This is a genomic window from Nocardioides humilatus (genome assembly GCF_008373755.1).
Taxonomy (GTDB): Bacteria; Actinomycetota; Actinomycetes; order Propionibacteriales; family Nocardioidaceae; genus Nocardioides; species Nocardioides humilatus.
Genome location: NZ_VUJV01000001.1, coordinates 730,927 through 749,826 on the forward strand (window position 1 = coordinate 730,927; position 18,900 = coordinate 749,826).

Genomic DNA, 18,900 nt, shown 5'->3' on the forward strand with positions numbered 1-18,900 from the left:
CCCTTTCATCACAGGGATCACACCCGCCACACAGGTCTCGCTATCGACCCTCAGACCACGACGTTCTCCAGCATCTCGGTCACCAGCGCCGCGATCGGCGAACGCTCGGACCGGGTCAGGGTGACGTGGGCGAAGAGCGGGTGGCCCTTCAGCTTCTCGACCACCGCGACGACGCCGTCGTGACGGCCCACCCGGAGGTTGTCACGCTGGGCGACGTCGTGGGTCAGGACCACCTTGGAGTTGGCGCCGATCCGCGACAGGACCGTCAGGAGCACGTTGCGCTCCAGCGACTGCGCCTCGTCGACGATCACGAACGAGTCGTGCAGCGAGCGACCCCGGATGTGGGTCAGCGGGAGCACCTCGAGCATGCCGCGGTCGAGGACCTCGTCGATCACGTCGGGCGAGGTGAGTGCGCCCAGGGTGTCGAACACGGCCTGCGCCCAGGGCGACATCTTCTCCGACTCCGAACCGGGCAGGTAGCCGAGCTCCTGGCCGCCGACAGCGAAGAGCGGGCGGAAGACGACGACCTTCTTGTGCTGACGCCGTTCCATGACGGCCTCCAGACCGGCGCAGAGCGCCAGGGCCGACTTGCCGGTGCCGGCGCGACCGCCGAGCGACACGATCCCGATGTCGGGGTCGAGCAGCATCTCGAGCGCGATCCGCTGCTCAGCCGACCGACCATGGATGCCGAACGCCTCCCGGTCGCCCCGCACCAGGTGGATCTGCTTGTCGGGTCCGACCCGCCCCAGCGCGGTGCCCCGGTCGGAAAGGAGCACGAGGCCCTGGTGGCACGGCATGTCGCGAGCCGACTCGAGCTCGAGGGTCCCGTCGTCGTAGAGCTCGTCGAGGTCCTCGGCAGCGACCTCCAGCTCGGCCAGGCCGGAGTAGCCGGTGTCGGAGTCGTTGATCGTCTCGCCGCGGTACTCCTCCGCCGTCAGACCCACGGCCGACGCCTTGATCCGCAGCGGCAGGTCCTTGGAGACCAAGGTGACGTCGAAGCCCTCGTCGGCCAGGTTGCGCGCGACCGCGAGGATCCGCGTGTCGTTGTCGCCGAGCCGGAAGCCCGACGGCAGGGACGCTGCGTCGGTGTGGTTGAGCTCGACGCGGACCGAACCGCCGTCCTCCCCCACCGGGACCGGGGTGTCGAGGCGACCGTGGCTGATGCGCATCTCGTCGAGCATCCGCAGCGCGCTGCGGGCGAAGTAGCCCAGCTCGGGGTGGTGCCGTTTCCCCTCGAGCTCGGTGATCACGACGACAGGGAGCACCACCTCGTGCTCCTCGAACCGGCGTAGAGCTGCTGGGTCGGCCAGCAGCACGCTCGTGTCGAGGACGTAGGTTCGGCGGCCAGGGACGGGCACGTTCGGCACCCGGTCAGAGCTGGCAGTGGCGCGCGACTTCGAGTTAGGCACTTCGCACCTCACCGGACCGCACGCGTCTGCCGCGCCCGGCCCTATTCGTTGAAGAGGGACCGGGTTGCACAGCCGTGGTTCGTCACGTCGGGCCTCCCGATGTGGCGAGCTTCCCCACTCGCCAGTGCTTGCGAAAGTACGCCGCTCCCCTGGCCGCTTTGCGCGACACGCCCTAGCGCGGGGGTGAAGTTCATGTGACGAGCGAGAATCGATCCATGCAGTCGAACGGGCACCCCAGCGACCTGTGGGACTTCGGCGATCCGGCCGGCTCTGAGCAGCGTTTTCGCGACGCGGCCGCCGCCGCGGAGGGCTCCCCGCAGGCCGTCTGGCTCACGCAGGTGGCCCGCGCCCTGGGTCTCCAGGAGCGGTACGACGACGCGCACGACGTCCTCGACGACCTCGTGCCGGGCGACTCGCCGGAGGTGGAGGCACGCCTGCTGCTCGAGCGCGGCCGCGTCTACCGCTCCTCCGGCGACCCCGACCACGCGCGCCGGTTCTTCGCCGAGGCGGTCGAGGTCGCTCGACAGGCCGGTCTGGAGGAGCTCGAGGTCGATGCGCTGCACATGGTCGCGCTCGTCGTACCGACCGAGGAGCAGCTCGACGCGCAGCTCGTCGCCCTGGCCGCGGCCGAGGCCGCCACCGACCCGCGTGCTCGGCGCTGGCGGGCGTCACTGCTCAACAACATCGGGATGGTCCACTCCGACGCCGGCCGCTGGGCCGACGCGCTCGACAACTTCGAGCAGGCGCTCGCTGCGCGCGAGGAGACCGACGGCACGCCGACCGAGCTCGGCGTCGCCCGCTGGATGATCGCCTGGGCGCTGCGCAACCTCGGGCGCACCGACGAGGCGCTGGTGATGCAGCGGGCGCTGAAGGCGGACCTCGCCTCCCGCGGCGAGGAGGACCCCTACGTCGACGAGGAGCTCGCGCTCCTCGAGGGGTAACCCTCAGAAGCCAAGGGTTTTCCCCGATTATTCGGGTCGGCTCGGCCACCTAGCGTCAGGGCCATGGACACGCAGCCCCCCGTTGTCTCCTCGCCCGCCCGCACCACGTCGCCTCGGTGGTGGCTCCTCGGCGTGCTCGGGGCGTTCGTCGCCACCGCATGGGCACTCGCGGGCGCCTCACCGGCCGACGCCGTCCCCGCCGGGCCCGGCGTGGTCGATGTGCAGCAGCCCGACGGCACCACGATCAAGGTCCGTCAGTTCGGTGACGAGTGGTACCACGGCATGGAGACGCGGTCCGGCCACACGATCCTCAAGCACCAGGGCTGGTGGGTCTACGCGACCCGGAAGGCCGACGGCACGCTGCGCCCGACCGACCTCCGCGTGGGCGAGGACCGGCCGACGATGCGGCCGCACCTGCGCGACGCAGGCCGCGTGGCAAAGGCCGAGCAGCAGCGCACTGAACTGGTCCGGCTCGCGAGCCGCACGTCCGACCGCAACGGCGCGCACCCCGGCGTCGCGGCGATCGGCAGCCAGAAGGTGCTCGTGATCCTCGTGCAGTTCGCCGACCAGTCCAACCTCGGCACGACCCAGACCAACTGGTACAACCGCTACTTCGGTGCCGGAAGGTCGGTCGTCGACTACTACAAGAAGAACTCCTACAACCAGTTCACGTTCACCCCGGCCGCGGAGTCGCAGGGCACCGCCAACAACGGTGTCGTCGGCTGGCTCACGCTCCCGACCAACCACCCCGACGAACGCAATCAGGTGGAGCGCCCGGTCATCCGTGATGCCATCAAGGCCGCTGACCCCTACGTCAACTACGCGTCCTTCGACACCAACGGCGACGGCACGCTGCAGACCACCGAGCTCCACATCAACGTGGTGATGGCCGGTCTCGAGGAGTCGATCTCGGGCGACACGCACGGCAACTCGATCTGGGCGAACCGGTGGTTCCTCGACGAGGCGAACACCCCGACCGTCGACGGCAAGCAGGTGGGGAACATCGGGTTCCTGACCTACGGCGAGAAGCACCGCGTCGAGCTCATCAACGGCACCATCGACACCCACCAGGCCCCGACGGGCATCATCGCCCACGAGCTCGCGCACGACCTGGTGCTCCCCGACCTCTACGACACCTCCGACAACACGTTGGGCGTCGGCGACTGGAGCCTCATGGGCCACGGGTCCTGGGGGAAGACGCCGACCGACCCGTCGACGTACTTCGGAGCCACCCCGGTCATGCTCGACGCGTGGTCGCGCTGGACCCTCGGCTGGATCACCCCGCACCAGATGAGCGGCTACGCACGGACGTCGCTGAAGGCCGCCTCCACCGGCATGGGCACCAACACCACCGTCCAGCTGCTCGACAACCTGAACGGCCCGGACTGGACCTGGGACACGGGCTCCGGGCGCTACTACCTGGTGGAGAACCGCCAGCAGACCGGCTACGACGCCGCCCTCCCCGCTGCCGGCCTCCTCATCCTCAAGATCGACGAGTACTCCGACGACAACTCGAGCAACCAGCTGGTCAAGGTCATCGGCGGGAGCAACCTGGTCGTCAAGGACAACTACGGCGACGACACCAACGTGCAGGTCGGCTCGGAGTGGTGGAACAACGGCCCGGGCGGCTCCGAACGCGTGGGCGTGTCCCGCATCTCCGCCAGCTCCGACACCATGGCGGCCACCTTCACGGCCCCACCGAGCGCCGCACCGGCCAACGACAACATCGCCGGCGCGCAGGTCCTCGCGGGCTGGAAGCCGATCCCGGTCCAGACGACCAACGCGTTCGCGACGGAGGAGACCAACGAGCCCAGCACGCCGTACGGCGAGACGTGCACGGTGCGGGAGACCGTCTGGTACCGCTACTCCCCGCCGGCCGACGGCCTGCTGACCCTCGACATCAGGAACGACAACTACGGCTCCGCACGCATGGTCGTCTACCGCGGCACCCCGAGCGATGCCACCCGGATCACCTGCCTGGGCGACGGCAACCCCGTCCCGGGGATCATCAGCGACCTCCGCGTCACCAAGGGGCAGACCTACTACGTCCAGATCGGCAGCGTCGTCGGCAACAACTTCCAGCCTTGGTGGGGCGACCTCGACCTCAGCCTGAGTCTGCGTCCCATCAACGACGACCTCAACGGCGCGCTCTCCCTCGCCGGACGCCAGACCACCCGCGCGATCTACACCGGTACGGCGACAGCCGAAACCACCGAGCCCCGCAACACCGACTGCCCGCTGATCGTGAACTCGGTCTGGTACCGCTACCGGCCGACCCACGACAGCGTCGTCCGGTTCGCCACCACCGGGAGCAGCTTCGACACGATCGCTTCCGTCTGGCAGTCCTACCGCGGGGCCATGACCCCGATCGGGTGCAACGACGACGCCAGCGACCGCACCCTCATCAGCCTGGTCGACGTGACGCTCCAGGCCGGCCAGACCTACTACCTGCAGGTCGGCGGGGCCTACGGAGGCGGGTCACTGTCGATGACGATGACCGCAAAGCCGGCCAACGACGACTTCGCCCAGGCGCGAAGCCTCACCGGGCCGGCCGGGTCGAGCACCAGCTTCACGACCAACGCCACCAAGGAGACGGGCGAGCCCACCCACGCCGGCAACGGCGCCGGGCGATCGGTGTGGTGGCAATGGACCGCGCAGCGCACCGGGCAGGTCACCTTCGACACCGAGGGCAGCACCGGCGACACGGTCCTCGCGGCCTACACCGGCTCGACCGTCGGCGGCCTGACCCAGGTCGCCGCCAACGACGACGTGACCACCGACATCTACTGGAGCAAGGTCACCTTCAACACCGTCGCCGGGCAGACCTACCGGATCGCCGTGGACAACTACGGCACCGCCAGCAGTGACGTCCAGCTGAAGTTCCACGAGCTCTCCGACCTCGTGGTGAACGCCTCCGTCCAGGACGTGCCCGGCACCACGACGTTCGCCTACGACGTCACGGTCACCCGCCTGGCCGGTGCCCCCGCACCCGTCACCGTCGACATCGCCGTGCCGACGACGGTCGGCACGACGACCCTGCCGGCCGGGTGCACCCAGGATCTGTTGCTGCGGACGGTGCGCTGCAACCTCGGGACGATCGTTGCCGACGGTCGCGGGACCGTGGTGCTCGTGGTCGACCCCCGCTCGGAGGGGCCGCACACCGCGGCGGTCTCCCTCGTGACGCCCGACGACTACCCGGCCGGCAACACGGCGAGCCCGACAGCCACCCCCGACTTCATCTGCGACAACGACTTCACGACGTTCAACGACACCGTCACCGGGACGACCGGTGCCGACGTCCTCTGCGGCGGCGGGGGCGCTGACCTCCTCACCGGCGGCAGGGGCAACGACAAGCTCTTCGGCGGGTCCGGGACGGACACGATCAGCTACTCCGGAGCTGCGGGCCGGATGATCTTCGACCTCTCCCACCAAGACGGTTCGGCCGCGATCGCCGCGCCGCCGATCGGCTTCCAGCTCGCCGACGGCACCGATGCCGGCACGGGCATCGAGCGGTTGATCGCAACGCCCTACGACGACTCGATCCTCGGTCTGGTGCCGGTGGGCCGCGACCTCGGCGCCGACTACATCACGGGCGGCGACGGCAACGACACCATCGACGGACGCGGCGGCCCGGACTACATCTACGGCGGCAACGGCACTGACACCATCGACGGCAGCGCCGGGATCGACCGCATCTACGGCGAGGACGGCAACGACACCCTCCGCGGAGGCGACGACGCCGACTACCTGTACGGCGGCGCCGGCAACGACAGCCTCATCGGCGGCCTGGGTGGCGACAACCTCGACGGCGGACCCGACACCGACACGTGCGTGGAGCTGAGCGACACCCGGCTCAACTGCGAGGGCTGAGCGTCAGGGACGCCGATAGAGGAGGTCGGTGATGTCGCGGCCGACGGCCACGCCCTTGCGCTCGAACTTGGTGACCGGGCGCTCCGACCACCGCTCGACCACGCCTCCCTCGAGGCCCGGAGCAGCGTCGAGGACCTCGATCATCTGCTCGGCGTAGTCGGCCCAGTCGGTGGCGAGCCGCCACACGCCCCCGGGCTTCAGGCGGGTCGTCACCAGGTCGGCGAAGGTCGGGTTCACCAACCGCCGCTTGTTGTGCTTCTTCTTGTGCCACGGGTCGGGGAAGAAGGTCCAGAGCTCGCTGATGGACTCGGGCGCGATGAGGTGCTCCATCGACCACACGGCGTCGACGCCGCACATCCGCACGTTGGCAGCGCCCGCCTCGCCGACCAGCCCGAGGGTCGCGGCGATACCGGGCTTCCAGACCTCGAAGGCGAGGACGTCGTACGTCGGCCGCGTCGCGGCCAGCGCGGCCGTCGCCTCGCCGACACCGGAGCCGATCTCGACGATCAAGCCGTCGCGCTCGGCCGGTCCACGGCCGAACCAGGTGTCGAACGAGAAGCCTGGCTCGTCGACGGCCTCGTCAGGGACGACCCACTCCTCGTGGTGCGCCTCCCAGGCGGCCGCCTGGATGGGGGTGAACCTGCTGCCGCGGCGGCTGTAGGTGAGGACCTCCCGCATCCGGCGGCCGTCCTCGGTCAGCTTGTGGTGCGGGCGTGCCGGCGTGACGCCGGATCCTGGTTCGGTCACACGCTCGACCCGACGGCGACCACCACGATGCCGATGTAGAAGACGACGAAGACCAGACTCACGATCATCATGATCGAGCCGACGATGCCCAGGACGTAGCCGATCTGCGCTTGGCTGCGACCGCCGAGGCGTCCACCGGAGGCGTCGATCTCCTTCTTCACCCGGGCGCCCTTGACCCAGGCGAACGGCGCAATGACCTGGCACACAGCCATGCCGAGGATGCCCAGGATCAGGACCATCTGCGCTTCCGGGTGGTCCGGGGTCCAGTACGGCGCACCCGTCGGCCCGTAGCCCGGCCCGGTGTAGGGCTGGTAGGGATTCTGCGGGGGCTCCGGAGGCTGTTCGGTCATGGGGTCGATCCTTCCATCGGTCCAGGGTCGGGAAACACGACGGCCCCGGACCTTGCGGTCCGGGGCCGTCGTTTGACGCTGAGGTCGAGTCAGATCACTTGGTGATCTTGGTGACGCGACCGGCACCGACGGTGCGGCCACCCTCACGGATGGCGAACCGGAGGCCCTCTTCCATGGCGATGGGCTGGATGAGCTCGACGGCCATCTCAGTGTTGTCGCCCGGCATGACCATCTCGGTGCCCTCGGGGAGGGTCACGACGCCGGTCACGTCCGTGGTGCGGAAGTAGAACTGCGGGCGGTAGTTGTTGAAGAACGGCGTGTGACGGCCGCCCTCCTCCTTCGACAGGATGTAGACCGACGCGTCGAAGTTGGTGTGCGGGGTGGTCGTGCCCGGCTTGATCACGACCATGCCGCGCTCGACGTCCTCGCGCTTGGTGCCACGGAGGAGCAGACCGACGTTCTCGCCAGCCTGGCCCTCGTCGAGGAGCTTGCGGAACATCTCGACACCGGTGACCGTCGACTTCTGCGAGGTCTCGCGGATGCCGATGATCTCGACCTCCTCGTTGACCTTCACGATGCCGCGCTCGATGCGACCGGTGATGACCGTGCCGCGACCGGTGATCGTGAAGACGTCCTCGACAGGCATGAGGAACGGCTTCTCGGTGTCACGCGCCGGGGTCGGGATGTACTCGTCGACCGCAGCCATGAGCTCGGCGACCGAGTCGCCCCACTTGGCGTCGCCGTTGAGCGCCGGGAAGGCCGCAACGCGCACGACCGGGATGTCGTCGCCCGGGAACTCGTACTCGGAGAGGAGCTCGCGCACCTCCATCTCGACGAGCTCGATGAGCTCCTCGTCGTCGACCATGTCGCACTTGTTGAGCGCCACGACCAGGGCCGGCACGCCGACCTGGCGGGCGAGCAGCACGTGCTCACGCGTCTGCGGCATCGGGCCGTCGGTGGCGGCAACCACGAGGATCGCGCCGTCCATCTGAGCCGCGCCGGTGATCATGTTCTTGATGTAGTCAGCGTGACCGGGGCAGTCGACGTGCGCGTAGTGACGCACCTCGGTCTGGTACTCGACGTGCGCGATCGAGATGGTGATACCGCGCTGGCGCTCTTCGGGCGCCTTGTCGATCTGGTCGAAAGCCGAAGCCTCATTGAGGTTCGGGTACTTGTCGTGCAGCACCTTGGTGATCGCCGCGGTCAGCGTCGTCTTGCCGTGGTCGATGTGACCGATGGTGCCGATGTTGACGTGCGGCTTGGTCCGCTCGAACTTCGCCTTAGCCACTGGGGCTCCTCCTGATTGATGTGTTACTTGACTCGTACTAAAGGGGTAATGCCGAGGGCCGGGGTCGTAGTCGGATGACTACTCGCCACGAGCCTTCTTGATGATCTCGTCGGCGATGTTCGTGGGAACCTCGGCGTACGAGTCAAACTCCATCGAGTACGAAGCCTGGCCGGAGGTCTTGGACCTCAGGTCGCCAACGTACCCGAACATCTCCGACAGCGGCACGAGGGCGTTGACGACGATGTCGCCGTGACGCTCCTCCTGCGCACGGATCTGACCGCGACGGCTGTTGATGTCACCGATCACCGTGCCGAGGAAGCCCTCGGGCGTGGTGACCTCAACGGCGAACATCGGCTCGAGGAGGCAGGGACGCGCCTGGCGCGCCGCCTCCTTGAACGCCTGCAGACCGGCGATCTTGAACGCGAGCTCGGACGAGTCGACGTCGTGGTAGGCGCCGTCCTCGAGCGAGAACTTCACGTCGACCATGGGGTAGCCGGCGAGCACGCCGAACTCCATGGCCTCCTGGCCACCGTGGTCGACCGAAGGGATGTACTCCTTCGGCACGCGACCGCCGCTGACGTTGTTGGCGAACTCGTAGCCCGCACCGAGACCGGTCTCGGGGTCGATGTTCGGCTCGATCGAGATGACGACCTTGGCGAACTGACCCGAGCCACCCGTCTGCTTCTTGTGGGTGTAGGAGTGGTTGTTGACCGCGGCACGGATCGTCTCGCGGTAGGCCACCTGCGGCTTGCCGACGGTCGCCTCGACCTTGAACTCACGCTTCATCCGGTCGACGAGGATCTCCAGGTGGAGCTCGCCCATGCCGGCGATGATGGTCTGGCCGGTCTCCTCGTCGGTCTTGACGACGAAGGTCGGGTCCTCGTCGGACAGCCGCTGGATGGCGGTGCCGAGCTTCTCCTGGTCGCTCTTGGTCTTGGGCTCGATCGCGACCTCGATCACCGGGGCCGGGAACGTCATCGACTCGAGGACGACCTGGTTGTTGGGGTCGGACAGCGTGTGACCGGTCTTGGTGTCCTTCAGACCCATGACGGCCACGATCTGGCCGGCGCCGACCGACGCGATCTCCTCACGCTTGTTGGCGTGCATCTGGTAGACCTTGCCGATCCGCTCCTTGCGGCCGTTGACCGAGTTGACCACGGTCGAACCCGCCTCGAGCTTGCCCGAGTAGACGCGGACGTAGATCAGCTTGCCGAGGTGCGGGTCGGTGGCGATCTTGTAGGCCAGACCGGAGAACGGCTCGTTGTCCGAAGGCTGACGCTTGATCTCCTTCTCCTCGTCGCGCGGGTCGTGACCGACGATGGCGTCGATGTCGAGCGGCGAGGGAAGGTAGTCGACGACCGCGTCGAGCAGGGGCTGGACGCCCTTGTTCTTGAACGCGGTGCCGCACAGGACCGGGTTGAGCTTGTCGGCGAGGGTCGCGCGACGGATGGCGGCCTTGAGGGTCGCGACGTCGAAGACGTCGCCCTCCTCGAGGTAGACCTCCATGATCTCGTCGTCGGCCTCGGCGAGGGTCTCGACCAGCTTCTCGCGGTATTCCGCGGCCTGCTCCTGCAGGTCGGCCGGGATCTCCTCGACCTCGTAGTCCTCACCCATCTGGGTCTCGCCGCGCCAGACCTTGGCCTTCATCTCGACCAGGTCGACGACGCCGATGAAGTCGGACTCGGCACCGATCGGGAGCTGGAGGACCAGCGTGGTGGAGTTGAGGCGCTCGACCATCATGTCGACGCAACGGAAGAAGTCGGCACCGGTGCGGTCAAGCTTGTTGACGAAGCACATACGGGGCACGGAGTACTTGTTGGCCTGACGCCACACCGTCATCGTCTGGGGCTCGACGCCGGCAACGCCGTCGAAGACCGCGACGGCGCCGTCGAGGACGCGCAGCGAGCGCTCGACCTCGGCCGTGAAGTCCACGTGGCCGGGGGTGTCGATGATGTTGATCTGGTGCTTCTTCCACCAGCAGGTCGTCGCGGCGGACGTGATCGTGATGCCGCGCTCCTGCTCCTGCTCCATCCAGTCCATCGTCGCGGCACCCTCGTGGACCTCACCGATCTTGTAGGTGATGCCGGTGTAGAAGAGGATGCGCTCGGTGGTGGTGGTCTTGCCGGCATCGATGTGCGCCATGATGCCGATGTTGCGGACGACGTTCAGGTCCGTCGTGATGTCGACTGCCACGTGAGTCAGCGTTCCTTAGGAAGTAGTGGGCAGGTGAGTGCCGGGACGGGCTGCCCTGTGGGGCGCCCGTCCCGACCAAGTCACCAGCGGTAGTGGGCGAAGGCCTTGTTGGACTCGGCCATCTTGTGGGTGTCCTCGCGCTTCTTCACAGCGGCGCCAAGGCCGTTGGAGGCGTCAAGGATCTCGTTCATGAGGCGCTCGCTCATGGTCTTCTCGCGACGGTCCTGGGCGTAGCCCACGAGCCAGCGCAGCGCGAGCGTGGTGCCACGCGTGCCCTTGACCTCGATCGGGACCTGGTAGGTCGCGCCACCGACGCGGCGGGACTTGACCTCGATCGCGGGACGCACGTTGTCGAGCGCACGCTTCAGCGTGATGACCGGGTCGACGCCCGTCTTCTCACGGGTGCCTTCGAGAGCGGAGTAGACGATGCGCTGCGCAACCTGCTTCTTGCCGTCCATCAGCACCTTCGACACGAGCTGGGTGACCAGCTGCGAGCCGTAGACCGGGTCGACGTCGAGGGGACGCTTCGGCGCGGGGCCCTTGCGCGGCATGTCAGCTCTTCTCCTTCTTGGCGCCGTAGCGGCTGCGAGCCTGCTTACGGTTCTTCACGGCCTGGGTGTCCAGGGCGCCTCGGATGACCTTGTAACGGACACCGGGCAGGTCCTTCACACGACCGCCGCGGACGAGCACGATCGAGTGCTCCTGCAGGTTGTGACCCTCACCCGGGATGTAGGCGGTGACCTCGACGCCACTGCTCAGGCGCACACGGGCGACCTTGCGGAGAGCGGAGTTCGGCTTCTTCGGGGTGGTGGTGTAGACGCGGGTGCACACACCGCGTCGCTGGGGCGAACCCTTCAGGGCAGGCGTCTTGTTCTTCGACACCTTGTCCTGGCGGCCCTTACGGACCAACTGGTTGATGGTGGGCACCTGGTGGTTCCCTTTCCTGTTTCTGATCACGGCCCGACACCTTGTCGGGCACGGGAGTACTGCGGTGTTTCTCTGTGCCGCTCGCGCGCCTGCCGGTCCAGGTGGACTCCGGGCACGCTCGACGTGTCTGGGAGTGCCAGACACAAGGTACGAGGCTACCGGCCGCTCATAGGGGGGTCAAAATCGTTGGAGCCGCCGTGAATCCGGGGCTTTTACGTCAGCCAGTCCGTCACCGGGTGGATCGCGAAGTAGACGACGAACAAGCCGGCGATCACCCAGAGCAGCGGGTGGACCTCGCGCGCCTTGCCGACGACCAGCTTGAGGAAGGCGTACGCCACGAATCCGGCGCCGATCCCGACCGAGATCGAGTAGGTGAACGGCATCAGGACGATGGTCAGGAAGGCGGGCAGGGCGATCTCGATGTCGCTCCAGTCGATGCCCTTGACCTGCTGCATCATCAGGAAGCCGACGAGCACCAGGGCAGGCACCGCCGCCTCGTTGGGGATCACGGTCACGACGGGCGCGATGAACATCGCCGCGAGGAACAGCAGCCCCGTGACCACGCTCGCGAGTCCCGTGCGCGCGCCCTCGGCCACGCCCGAGGCCGACTCGATGTAGGAGGTGTTGGACGAGATGCCCGCGGCGCCGCCCGCGGCCGCGGCCAACGAGTCGACCAGCAGGATGCGCTGGGTGTGGGGCGGCATGCCGTCCTTGTCGAGCAGCCCGGCCTCCTCACCGATCGCCGTCATCGTGCCCATGGTGTCGAAGAAGTCGGAGATCAACAGCGTGAAGATCAGGAGGACGACGGCCACGAAGCCCGCCTTGTCCCACGAGCCGAGCAGGTTGAACTCGCCGAGCAGGCCCAGGTCGGGCGTCGCGAAGACCTCGTCGGGAAGGACCGGGACGTTGAGGTTCCAGCCCGCCGGGTTGAAGGTCACCGGGTCGACGAAGGTGGGGCCGATGTCGGCGACCTTCTCGACGATGATCGCGACCGCAGTGGTCACGACGATCGAGATCAGGATCGCGCCCGGCACCTTGCGCGCGTAGAGCGCGATCATCAGCGCGAGCCCACCGCAGAACACGGCCACCGGCCACCCCTGCAGCTCGTTGCCCACGCCGATCTGGACCGGCGGAGCGGCCAGCCCGGTGCTCCGGACGAACCCCGCATCGACGAGACCGATGATGGTGAGGAAGAGGCCGATACCGACCGCGATGGCGACCTTCAGCTGCGGCGGCACGGCGTTGAACACCGCCTTGCGGAACCCGGTGAAGACCAGCACCAGGATGATCAGGCCCTCGATGACGACCAAGCCCATCGCGTCGGCCCACGTCATCTGGCTCGCGATCGAGTAGGTCACGAAGGCGTTGAGACCCAGCCCCGTCGCCAGCGCTATCGGGAAGTTGGCCACCACTCCCATCAGGATCGTCAGCACCCCGGCGACCAGTGCGGTCGCGGCCGCGATCTGCGCCCCGTCGCCGCCCGCGAGCTGGTTGCCGTCGATGTCGACGCCGCCCAGCAGGATGATCGGGTTGAGCACGATGATGTAGGCCATCGTCAAGAAGGTGACGACGCCTCCGCGGACCTCACGGCCGACGCTGGAGCCGCGCTCCGTCAGCTTGAAGTAGCGGTCGAGGGCCGAGGTGGCTGAGGTCGCCGGACTGCTCATGAGGGCACGATGCCAGACCGGCCGACCGGTGCACCAGCATCGCGAGCCCGACACCGACCAGCACCATGGTGCCGCCGACGACGAGGGTCCAGCGCGCGCCGTACGTCTCCCCGATCCAGCCGATGACCGGTGCGCCGATCGGAGTACCGCCCATCACGATCGTCATGTAGATCGCCATCACCCGCCCCCGGAACTCCGGGTCGCACTCGACCTGCAGCGTGGCGTTGGCCGAGTTGAGCAGGGTGATGGTCGACAGGCCGATGAGCGGGGCGAAGAGCGCGAAGGAGAGGTACGACGGCAGCGATCCCGCCACGATCTCCGCGATGCCGAAGGCGGTCGCCGCGAACACGAGCAGGCGCAGCCGGACCCGCGGCCGACGCGCCGCGAGCAGCGCACCCGTGAGCGAGCCGACGGCGAGGGCCGAGCCGAGGATCCCGAACTCCCCCGCGCCCTTCCCGTAGACCTCGGTCGCCATCAGCGCCGAGGTCATCTGGAAGTTCATCCCGAACGTGCCGGCGAAGAAGACCAGGACGAGGATCATCAGCATCTTCGGCTGACCTCGCAGGTAGCGGACGCCCTCGAGCAGCATGCCGGGGCGTCGCGCGATCGGCTTGGGGGTGTGCAGGGCGCGGGTGTCCATGCGCTCGAGCTGCCAGATGACAGCGAGGTAGGACACGGCGTTGGCGAGGATCACCCAGCCCGTGGCCCGCATCCCGCCACCGAGCAGCCCGATCATCACGCCGGCCAGCGCCGGCCCGACGATGCGCGCGGTGTTGAAGGCCGCGGAGTTGAGGCCCACGGCGTTGGTGACGTCGTCGGGCCCGACCATCTCGGACACGAAGGCCTGACGGGCGGGCGCATCGAACGCGGCGCCCACGCCGAAGGCGACCGCGATCAGGTAGACGTGCCAGGTCTGCGCGACCCCGAGGGCGGCGATCACGCCCAGCGTCAGCGAGGCGAGCGCCATCGTCGCCTGGGTGACCTGCAGGAGACGGCGCTTCGGGAAGCGGTCGGCGATCACACCGGCGTAGGGAGAGAGCAGCAGGATCGGCAGGAACTGCAGCCCGGTCGTGATGCCGAGCGCCGCACCTCCGTTGCCCGGGATGGTGAGCACCAGCCAGTCCTGGGCCACCCGCTGCATCCAGGTGCCCACGTTGGACACGATGCTGCCGGCGAGGTAGAGGCGGTAGTTGTGATGGGACAGGGATCGGAACGTGGGACTCGTGGGGTCCTCCTTCGGGTCGTGTTCAGTCGGCCGGATCAGTCAGATTGGGCCAGCCGCTGCAGGATCGGGGTCGCCTTGCGGAGCACGTCGCGCTCCTCGGCGGTGAGGGCCGACAGACGTCGGGTGAGCCACTCGTCGCGGCGTGCCCGGTCGGCCATCAGGACCGCGCGACCCGCCTCGGTGAGCGTGACGACGACCTGACGGCCGTCGGACTCGTGCGGCCGTCGCGCCACCCAGCCGCCCTCGGCCAGGGCGTTGACGGTGCGGGTCATGCTGGGCGGCTGCACGCGTTCGTGCGCGGCCAGCTCCCCGACGGTCAGGTCGCCGTTGCGGTAGAGCGCTCCGAGCAGGGCCAGCTGACCCATGCTCAGCGGGTTGTCCGGGTGACGTTCACCGGCGAGGCGACGTCGCAGCCGCATGACCGACGTACGGAGCTCGCTGGCGAGCCCGGCATCGGTGCGGACGACCTTCTCAGCAGTGGGCATATCGTTAGCATAAGTCATTACCCTTGCTAACTATTCCTGAGCCTTGGTTTCGAGGCTCGCTCCGCTCGCACCTCAACCAGCGGCCTGCGCGTCTACGATGGCGACGTGGACCTGCGTGACGACCAGCCGACGCAGCACGAGATCGGCAACCGCACCTACCTGATCGCTCCGGTGGAGCCCCTCGATGTCGACGGGGTGCGCACGGTGCAGGTCGGCACGGGGCTCTTCCTGCTCGGCTTCCTCGGCCTGATCCCGTTCTGGGCCCCGCTGGAGGAAGCCGGCCGCACCTGGTTGCTCTGGATGTGCCTGACCGGGGTCGGACTCGGGCTGCTGGGCATGGAGTACTGCAAGCGTCGTCGGCGGTTCCGGGCCGAACGCGACGCGGATGAGGTCTGAGCGGCTGATGCTCTCCCTCTCTCGGAGTCGGCGCGCCCTCGGCGCGCTCGCCGCCCTTGCCCTGCCCCTCGCCCTCGGCGCCTGCTCGGGCGACGAGCCGAAGAAGAAGGCCGACCCGGTGGCCGAGGCAGCGAGCCACTCGTCGGTCGAGTTCCGCCGCGTGGTCTCCAGCACGAGCGGCCAGAAGCAGTGCACGTCCGCCCCCGACGCACCGTCGGCCGACGCCTGCGCGGCGCTCAAGGACTTCGCCTGCCCCACCGAGCCCGAGGACCTCGACGACGACTACCTCCTCGTCTGCGGGACCGACGCCTACGAACGCGAGGGCTTCCTGCTCGGGAAGACCGAGATCAGCCGCGGCATCGGGTCCGCCGAGGCCGGCAAGCCGGAGAGCGCCGACGGCTGGGTGATCGACGTCGTCCTCACCGACGACGCCGGAGCGACCCTGGAGCAGCTCACCGAGGAGCTGTCGGGCACCGGCCGCCAGATCGCGCTCGTCGTGGACGGACGGGTGGTGACCACCATCGCGCCGTACGACACCATCACCGACGGTCGACTGCGGATCACCCTCGGGGACACCACCGCTGCGAAGGCCGCTGACCTCGCGACCCGCCTGGCGTCGTAAGACTCAGAACGTCTCGAGGTCGATGCGGCTCAGGGTGTCGACCACCGGCGGAGCCGGCGGGATCGGCATCTGCCGCTTGCTGAGGCGCACCTCGGAGTGGGCGCCGCAGCCGTGATTGAGGGTGACGACCCGACCGTCGTCGTTGGCGTCGCCGTTGGCGCATACGCCGAAGGTCTCCGCCAGAGGACCGGCGAGACGCACGAGGAACCCGCACGTCGTGCAGCTGTCAGGGGCCGACTTCGCGAGCGGGGCGTCGGGGCCGCCGTCGCCGTCGTACCACCGCTCGGCGGCAGCGTCGCGCCCCTCGGGCGACAAGGTGCGGACCCGGCCGAGGCCGAGGTCCTTGGCGACCTGACGGATCTGGGTCTTGGCGTCGGCGTCGAGCGGGTCGTCGCCGAAGGAGTACGTCGGCACCAGCCGCGGGTCGTCGTCGGACACCGGCAGCAGGTCACCGGGCGAGAGGTCGCCCGGCTTGATGCGCTCGCGGTAGGGCACCCACGCCGGCGCGACGATCGCGTCGGGCCCGGGGAGCAGCACGACCTCGTCGACCGTGACCTGCTTCTGCCGCGAGGCGCGGGTGAGCGTGACCGACCACTGCCAACCGACGTAGCCGCGGCGCGTGCAGCCGAAGAGGTGCGTGACGACGCGCTGGCCGTCGATCTCGTGACCGAGGTAGTCGCCGACGTCAGCGGCGTCGACGTCCTCGAGCAGAGCCGCGCGCGCCCGGTCGACGGCGGCAGCCGCGACGGAGTCGGTCGACTTGCGCTCGAGAGTGGTCACCGGGTCAGTGTTCCCCATGCAGCCCCTAGGCGTCACGTCGGCCCCACGGGGCAAGATAGGCGCATGACCTCGCTGCCGCCGGATCGCCCACCCGTGGGCGGCGTCGGTGCGCCCGAGGAGTTTCCGCCCGGACGCACCGTCGGGCAGAACGTCAGCACCGGGGCCAAGGCGACGGCTCGAGGGCTGCGTGGTTTCGCCCGGGTGACCGGCCGGTTCGGTCGCGCGACCGTGCGCCAAGCGCGCCGGGCGGCAGGGGCGCAGGGAGCCGAGCGCTCCGGGCTCAACCGCTTGATCGAGCTGCACGCGTTCAACGCGGCCGGCGACGCCGCCTTCACGATCGCCCTCGCCGGCACGATCTTCTTCGCCGGCGCTACCAGCGAGCAGCGCGGCCCGGTGCTGCTCTTCCTCGGCCTGACGATGCTGCCGTTCGCGGTCGTCGCGCCGCTGCTCGGCCCGTTCCTCGACCGCTTCAGCCACGGGCGCCGCTGGGCCATCGGCGCCGCGTTCGCCCTCCGGGCGTTCCTCTGCTGGGTCATCGCCGGCGCGGTCACCTCCGACTCGCTCTGGTTCTACCCCGCAGCGCTGGGGGTCCTCATCGCCTCGAAGGGTTACGGCGTGGCGAAAGCCGCCGCGGTCCCTCGATTGCTGCCACCGGAGATCACCCTGGTGAAGGCCAACGGCCGGGTCTCGCTCGCCGGAGTGGTCGGCGCGTCGGTGTCGGCGCCGCTGGCCGGCCTTGCTGCCTACTTCGGAGCCGAGTGGGCGCTGCGCTACGCCTTCTTGGTGTTCGCCCTCGGCACCGTCGCGGCGATCCTCCTGCCGGCCAAGGTCGACTCGACCGAGGGTGAGATCACGCTCGCGCAGCGCGCAGCCAGCGGCGGGCGGCGCAGCGGCCTGCCGCCCCAGGTGTCGTTCGCCCTCCGCGCCAACTGCGGTCCGCGTCTGTTGTCCGGCTTCTTGACGATGTACATGGCCTTCGTCCTGCGCACCGATCCGATCGACGGCTGGGAGGACCGAACAGCGCTGCTTATCGGACTCGTGATCGGAGCCGCGGGCCTCGGCAACACCCTGGGCATCGTGACGGCCTCGGTCGCGAAGAAGATCAACCCGTCCTTCATGGTGGTCGTCGCCCTGCTCGCCGACGTCGCGATCTTGGTGGTCGCGGCGCTGTTCTACAGCCTGGTCACACTGATCGCCCTGGGCCTGACGGCAGGCCTGATGCAGTACCTCGCGAAGGTGTCGCTCGACTCGACCATCCAGACCGGCGTGCCGGTCCAAGCGCACGCGAGCGCGTTTGCCCGCGGCGACACGACGCTCCAGATGGCCTGGGTCGTCGGGGGCTTCCTCGGCGTGATCATGTCGTGGTTCCCCGCGTTGGGCCTTCCGACGGCAGCCTTGATCGTCGGCGCATGGGCGGTCTTCGCCCTGCGCCGCCGACCGGCCCCGCGTCAGCCCGGCCAGCCGATCGCCGTGGGGCAGCCGGCCAAGCCCGCGAAGCCCTCGAACTAGCTCTCGAGCTCGTCGGCGAGCGCGCGGAGCAGCTTGGCGACAGGCTGCGCCGTACGACGGTCGGGGTGGCGGCCGTGACGGTAGGCCTCACCGATGCCGTCGAGGAGCCGGATCAGGTCCTCGACGATCGGGACCATCTCCTCGGGCTTCTTCTTCTTGGCCTGCGACTGGTTGCGCGCGACCGAGGTGGGGGCGTCGAGCACCTTGACCTGCAGGGCCTGGTCACCGCGGCGGCCCTGGGCGATGCCGAACTCGACCCGCGTGCCGGCCTTGAGGTTGGTGACGCCTTCGGGGAGCGCGTCCGAGCGGACGTAGACGTCCGGACCCTCGGACTGGGAGAGGAAGCCGAAGCCCTTCTCCGCGTCGTACCACTTCACCTTGCCAGTCGGCACGGTCTCGACCCTTCTGTCGCAGGAGCACCCGGGCCGATCCCGAGTGCAGCCAGAAATCGTAGGACATCATGCCGTGCCGCTTCGAACGCGTTTTCGCTG

17 protein-coding genes are annotated in these 18,900 nt (G+C 68.7%); 5 read left to right on the plus strand and 12 right to left on the minus strand.

All coding sequences use genetic code 11. The annotated features are described in order from the left end of the window. Positions 1 to 50: 50 nt before the first annotated feature. A complete protein-coding gene (gene phoH2 / locus F0U44_RS03390; protein WP_246160270.1) occupies positions 51 to 1,358 on the minus strand; it encodes an RNA 5'-3' helicase PhoH2 in 1,308 nt (435 codons plus the stop codon). A 266-nt stretch (positions 1,359 to 1,624) separates the two neighbouring features. Here phoH2 and F0U44_RS03395 point away from each other — a divergent pair, with 266 nt between their 5' ends. Together F0U44_RS03395 and F0U44_RS03400 are read left to right on the plus strand one after the other, a co-directional pair. Further along, positions 1,625 to 2,350: a tetratricopeptide repeat protein gene (locus F0U44_RS03395; protein WP_149726822.1), complete on the plus strand. Its 726-nt coding sequence runs from the start codon at positions 1,625 to 1,627 to the stop codon at positions 2,348 to 2,350. 63 nt (positions 2,351 to 2,413) lie between these two features. Further along, positions 2,414 to 6,220, plus strand: a complete 3,807-nt coding sequence (locus tag F0U44_RS03400; RefSeq protein WP_149726823.1) for a M6 family metalloprotease domain-containing protein — start codon at positions 2,414 to 2,416, stop codon at positions 6,218 to 6,220. A gap of 3 nt (positions 6,221 to 6,223) precedes the next feature. Here the strand turns inward: F0U44_RS03400 and trmB are convergent, their stop codons facing one another. The 9 genes from trmB to F0U44_RS03445 all read right to left on the minus strand — a co-directional run bounded on the left by trmB (position 6,224) and on the right by F0U44_RS03445 (position 15,102). Continuing rightward, positions 6,224 to 6,967, minus strand: a complete 744-nt coding sequence (gene trmB / locus F0U44_RS03405; RefSeq protein WP_246160271.1) for a tRNA (guanosine(46)-N7)-methyltransferase TrmB — start codon at positions 6,965 to 6,967, stop codon at positions 6,224 to 6,226. After that, the gene (locus tag F0U44_RS03410; RefSeq protein WP_149726824.1) at positions 6,964 to 7,317 is read right to left on the minus strand and encodes a DUF4190 domain-containing protein; all 354 of its coding nucleotides are present in this window, start codon (positions 7,315 to 7,317) and stop codon (positions 6,964 to 6,966) included. The genes trmB and F0U44_RS03410 overlap by 4 nt, the downstream gene beginning before the upstream one ends. Before the next feature lie 94 nt (positions 7,318 to 7,411). Beyond that, complete coding sequence (gene tuf / locus F0U44_RS03415; RefSeq protein WP_149726825.1) at positions 7,412 to 8,605, minus strand: elongation factor Tu; 1,194 nt, start codon at positions 8,603 to 8,605, stop codon at positions 7,412 to 7,414. Positions 8,606 to 8,683: 78 nt separating this feature from the next. After that, positions 8,684 to 10,798 carry an elongation factor G gene (gene fusA / locus F0U44_RS03420; protein ID WP_149726826.1) on the minus strand — a complete coding sequence of 705 codons (2,115 nt, stop codon included), beginning with the start codon at positions 10,796 to 10,798 and terminating at the stop codon, positions 8,684 to 8,686. 80 nt (positions 10,799 to 10,878) lie between these two features. Next, positions 10,879 to 11,349 carry a 30S ribosomal protein S7 gene (rpsG, locus tag F0U44_RS03425; RefSeq protein WP_149726827.1) on the minus strand — a complete coding sequence of 157 codons (471 nt, stop codon included), beginning with the start codon at positions 11,347 to 11,349 and terminating at the stop codon, positions 10,879 to 10,881. A gap of 1 nt (position 11,350) precedes the next feature. Then, positions 11,351 to 11,725: a 30S ribosomal protein S12 gene (gene rpsL / locus F0U44_RS03430; RefSeq protein WP_109692297.1), complete on the minus strand. Its 375-nt coding sequence runs from the start codon at positions 11,723 to 11,725 to the stop codon at positions 11,351 to 11,353. A 212-nt stretch (positions 11,726 to 11,937) separates the two neighbouring features. Next, the gene (locus F0U44_RS03435; protein WP_149726828.1) at positions 11,938 to 13,392 is read right to left on the minus strand and encodes an NCS2 family permease; all 1,455 of its coding nucleotides are present in this window, start codon (positions 13,390 to 13,392) and stop codon (positions 11,938 to 11,940) included. Beyond that, on the minus strand, positions 13,310 to 14,656 hold the full coding sequence (locus F0U44_RS03440) for an MFS transporter (RefSeq protein WP_306461703.1): 1,347 nt from the start codon (positions 14,654 to 14,656) through the stop codon (positions 13,310 to 13,312). Before F0U44_RS03440 ends, F0U44_RS03435 begins: the two co-directional genes overlap by 83 nt. After that, positions 14,653 to 15,102: a MarR family winged helix-turn-helix transcriptional regulator gene (locus tag F0U44_RS03445; RefSeq protein ID WP_246160272.1), complete on the minus strand. Its 450-nt coding sequence runs from the start codon at positions 15,100 to 15,102 to the stop codon at positions 14,653 to 14,655. Before F0U44_RS03445 ends, F0U44_RS03440 begins: the two co-directional genes overlap by 4 nt. 105 nt (positions 15,103 to 15,207) lie before the next feature. On the opposite strand from F0U44_RS03445, the gene F0U44_RS03450 reads away from it, so the two are divergent. Both F0U44_RS03450 and F0U44_RS03455 read left to right on the plus strand, forming a co-directional pair. Beyond that, on the plus strand, positions 15,208 to 15,498 hold the full coding sequence (locus F0U44_RS03450; protein ID WP_246160273.1) for a DUF2530 domain-containing protein: 291 nt from the start codon (positions 15,208 to 15,210) through the stop codon (positions 15,496 to 15,498). A gap of 7 nt (positions 15,499 to 15,505) precedes the next feature. Continuing rightward, positions 15,506 to 16,120 carry a SecDF P1 head subdomain-containing protein gene (locus F0U44_RS03455; RefSeq protein WP_149726831.1) on the plus strand — a complete coding sequence of 205 codons (615 nt, stop codon included), beginning with the start codon at positions 15,506 to 15,508 and terminating at the stop codon, positions 16,118 to 16,120. Between the two features lie 3 nt (positions 16,121 to 16,123). On the opposite strand, the gene F0U44_RS03460 is transcribed toward F0U44_RS03455, so the two are convergent. Then, positions 16,124 to 16,900, minus strand: a complete 777-nt coding sequence (locus tag F0U44_RS03460; RefSeq protein ID WP_246160274.1) for a DUF3027 domain-containing protein — start codon at positions 16,898 to 16,900, stop codon at positions 16,124 to 16,126. Between the two features lie 63 nt (positions 16,901 to 16,963). Here F0U44_RS03460 and F0U44_RS03465 point away from each other — a divergent pair, with 63 nt between their 5' ends. Beyond that, positions 16,964 to 18,409, plus strand: a complete 1,446-nt coding sequence (locus tag F0U44_RS03465; protein ID WP_149726833.1) for an MFS transporter — start codon at positions 16,964 to 16,966, stop codon at positions 18,407 to 18,409. On the opposite strand, the gene F0U44_RS03470 is transcribed toward F0U44_RS03465, so the two are convergent. Continuing rightward, complete coding sequence (locus F0U44_RS03470; RefSeq protein ID WP_149726834.1) at positions 18,406 to 18,801, minus strand: cold-shock protein; 396 nt, start codon at positions 18,799 to 18,801, stop codon at positions 18,406 to 18,408. The genes F0U44_RS03465 and F0U44_RS03470 overlap by 4 nt on opposite strands. Between the last annotated feature and the right edge of the window lie 99 nt (positions 18,802 to 18,900).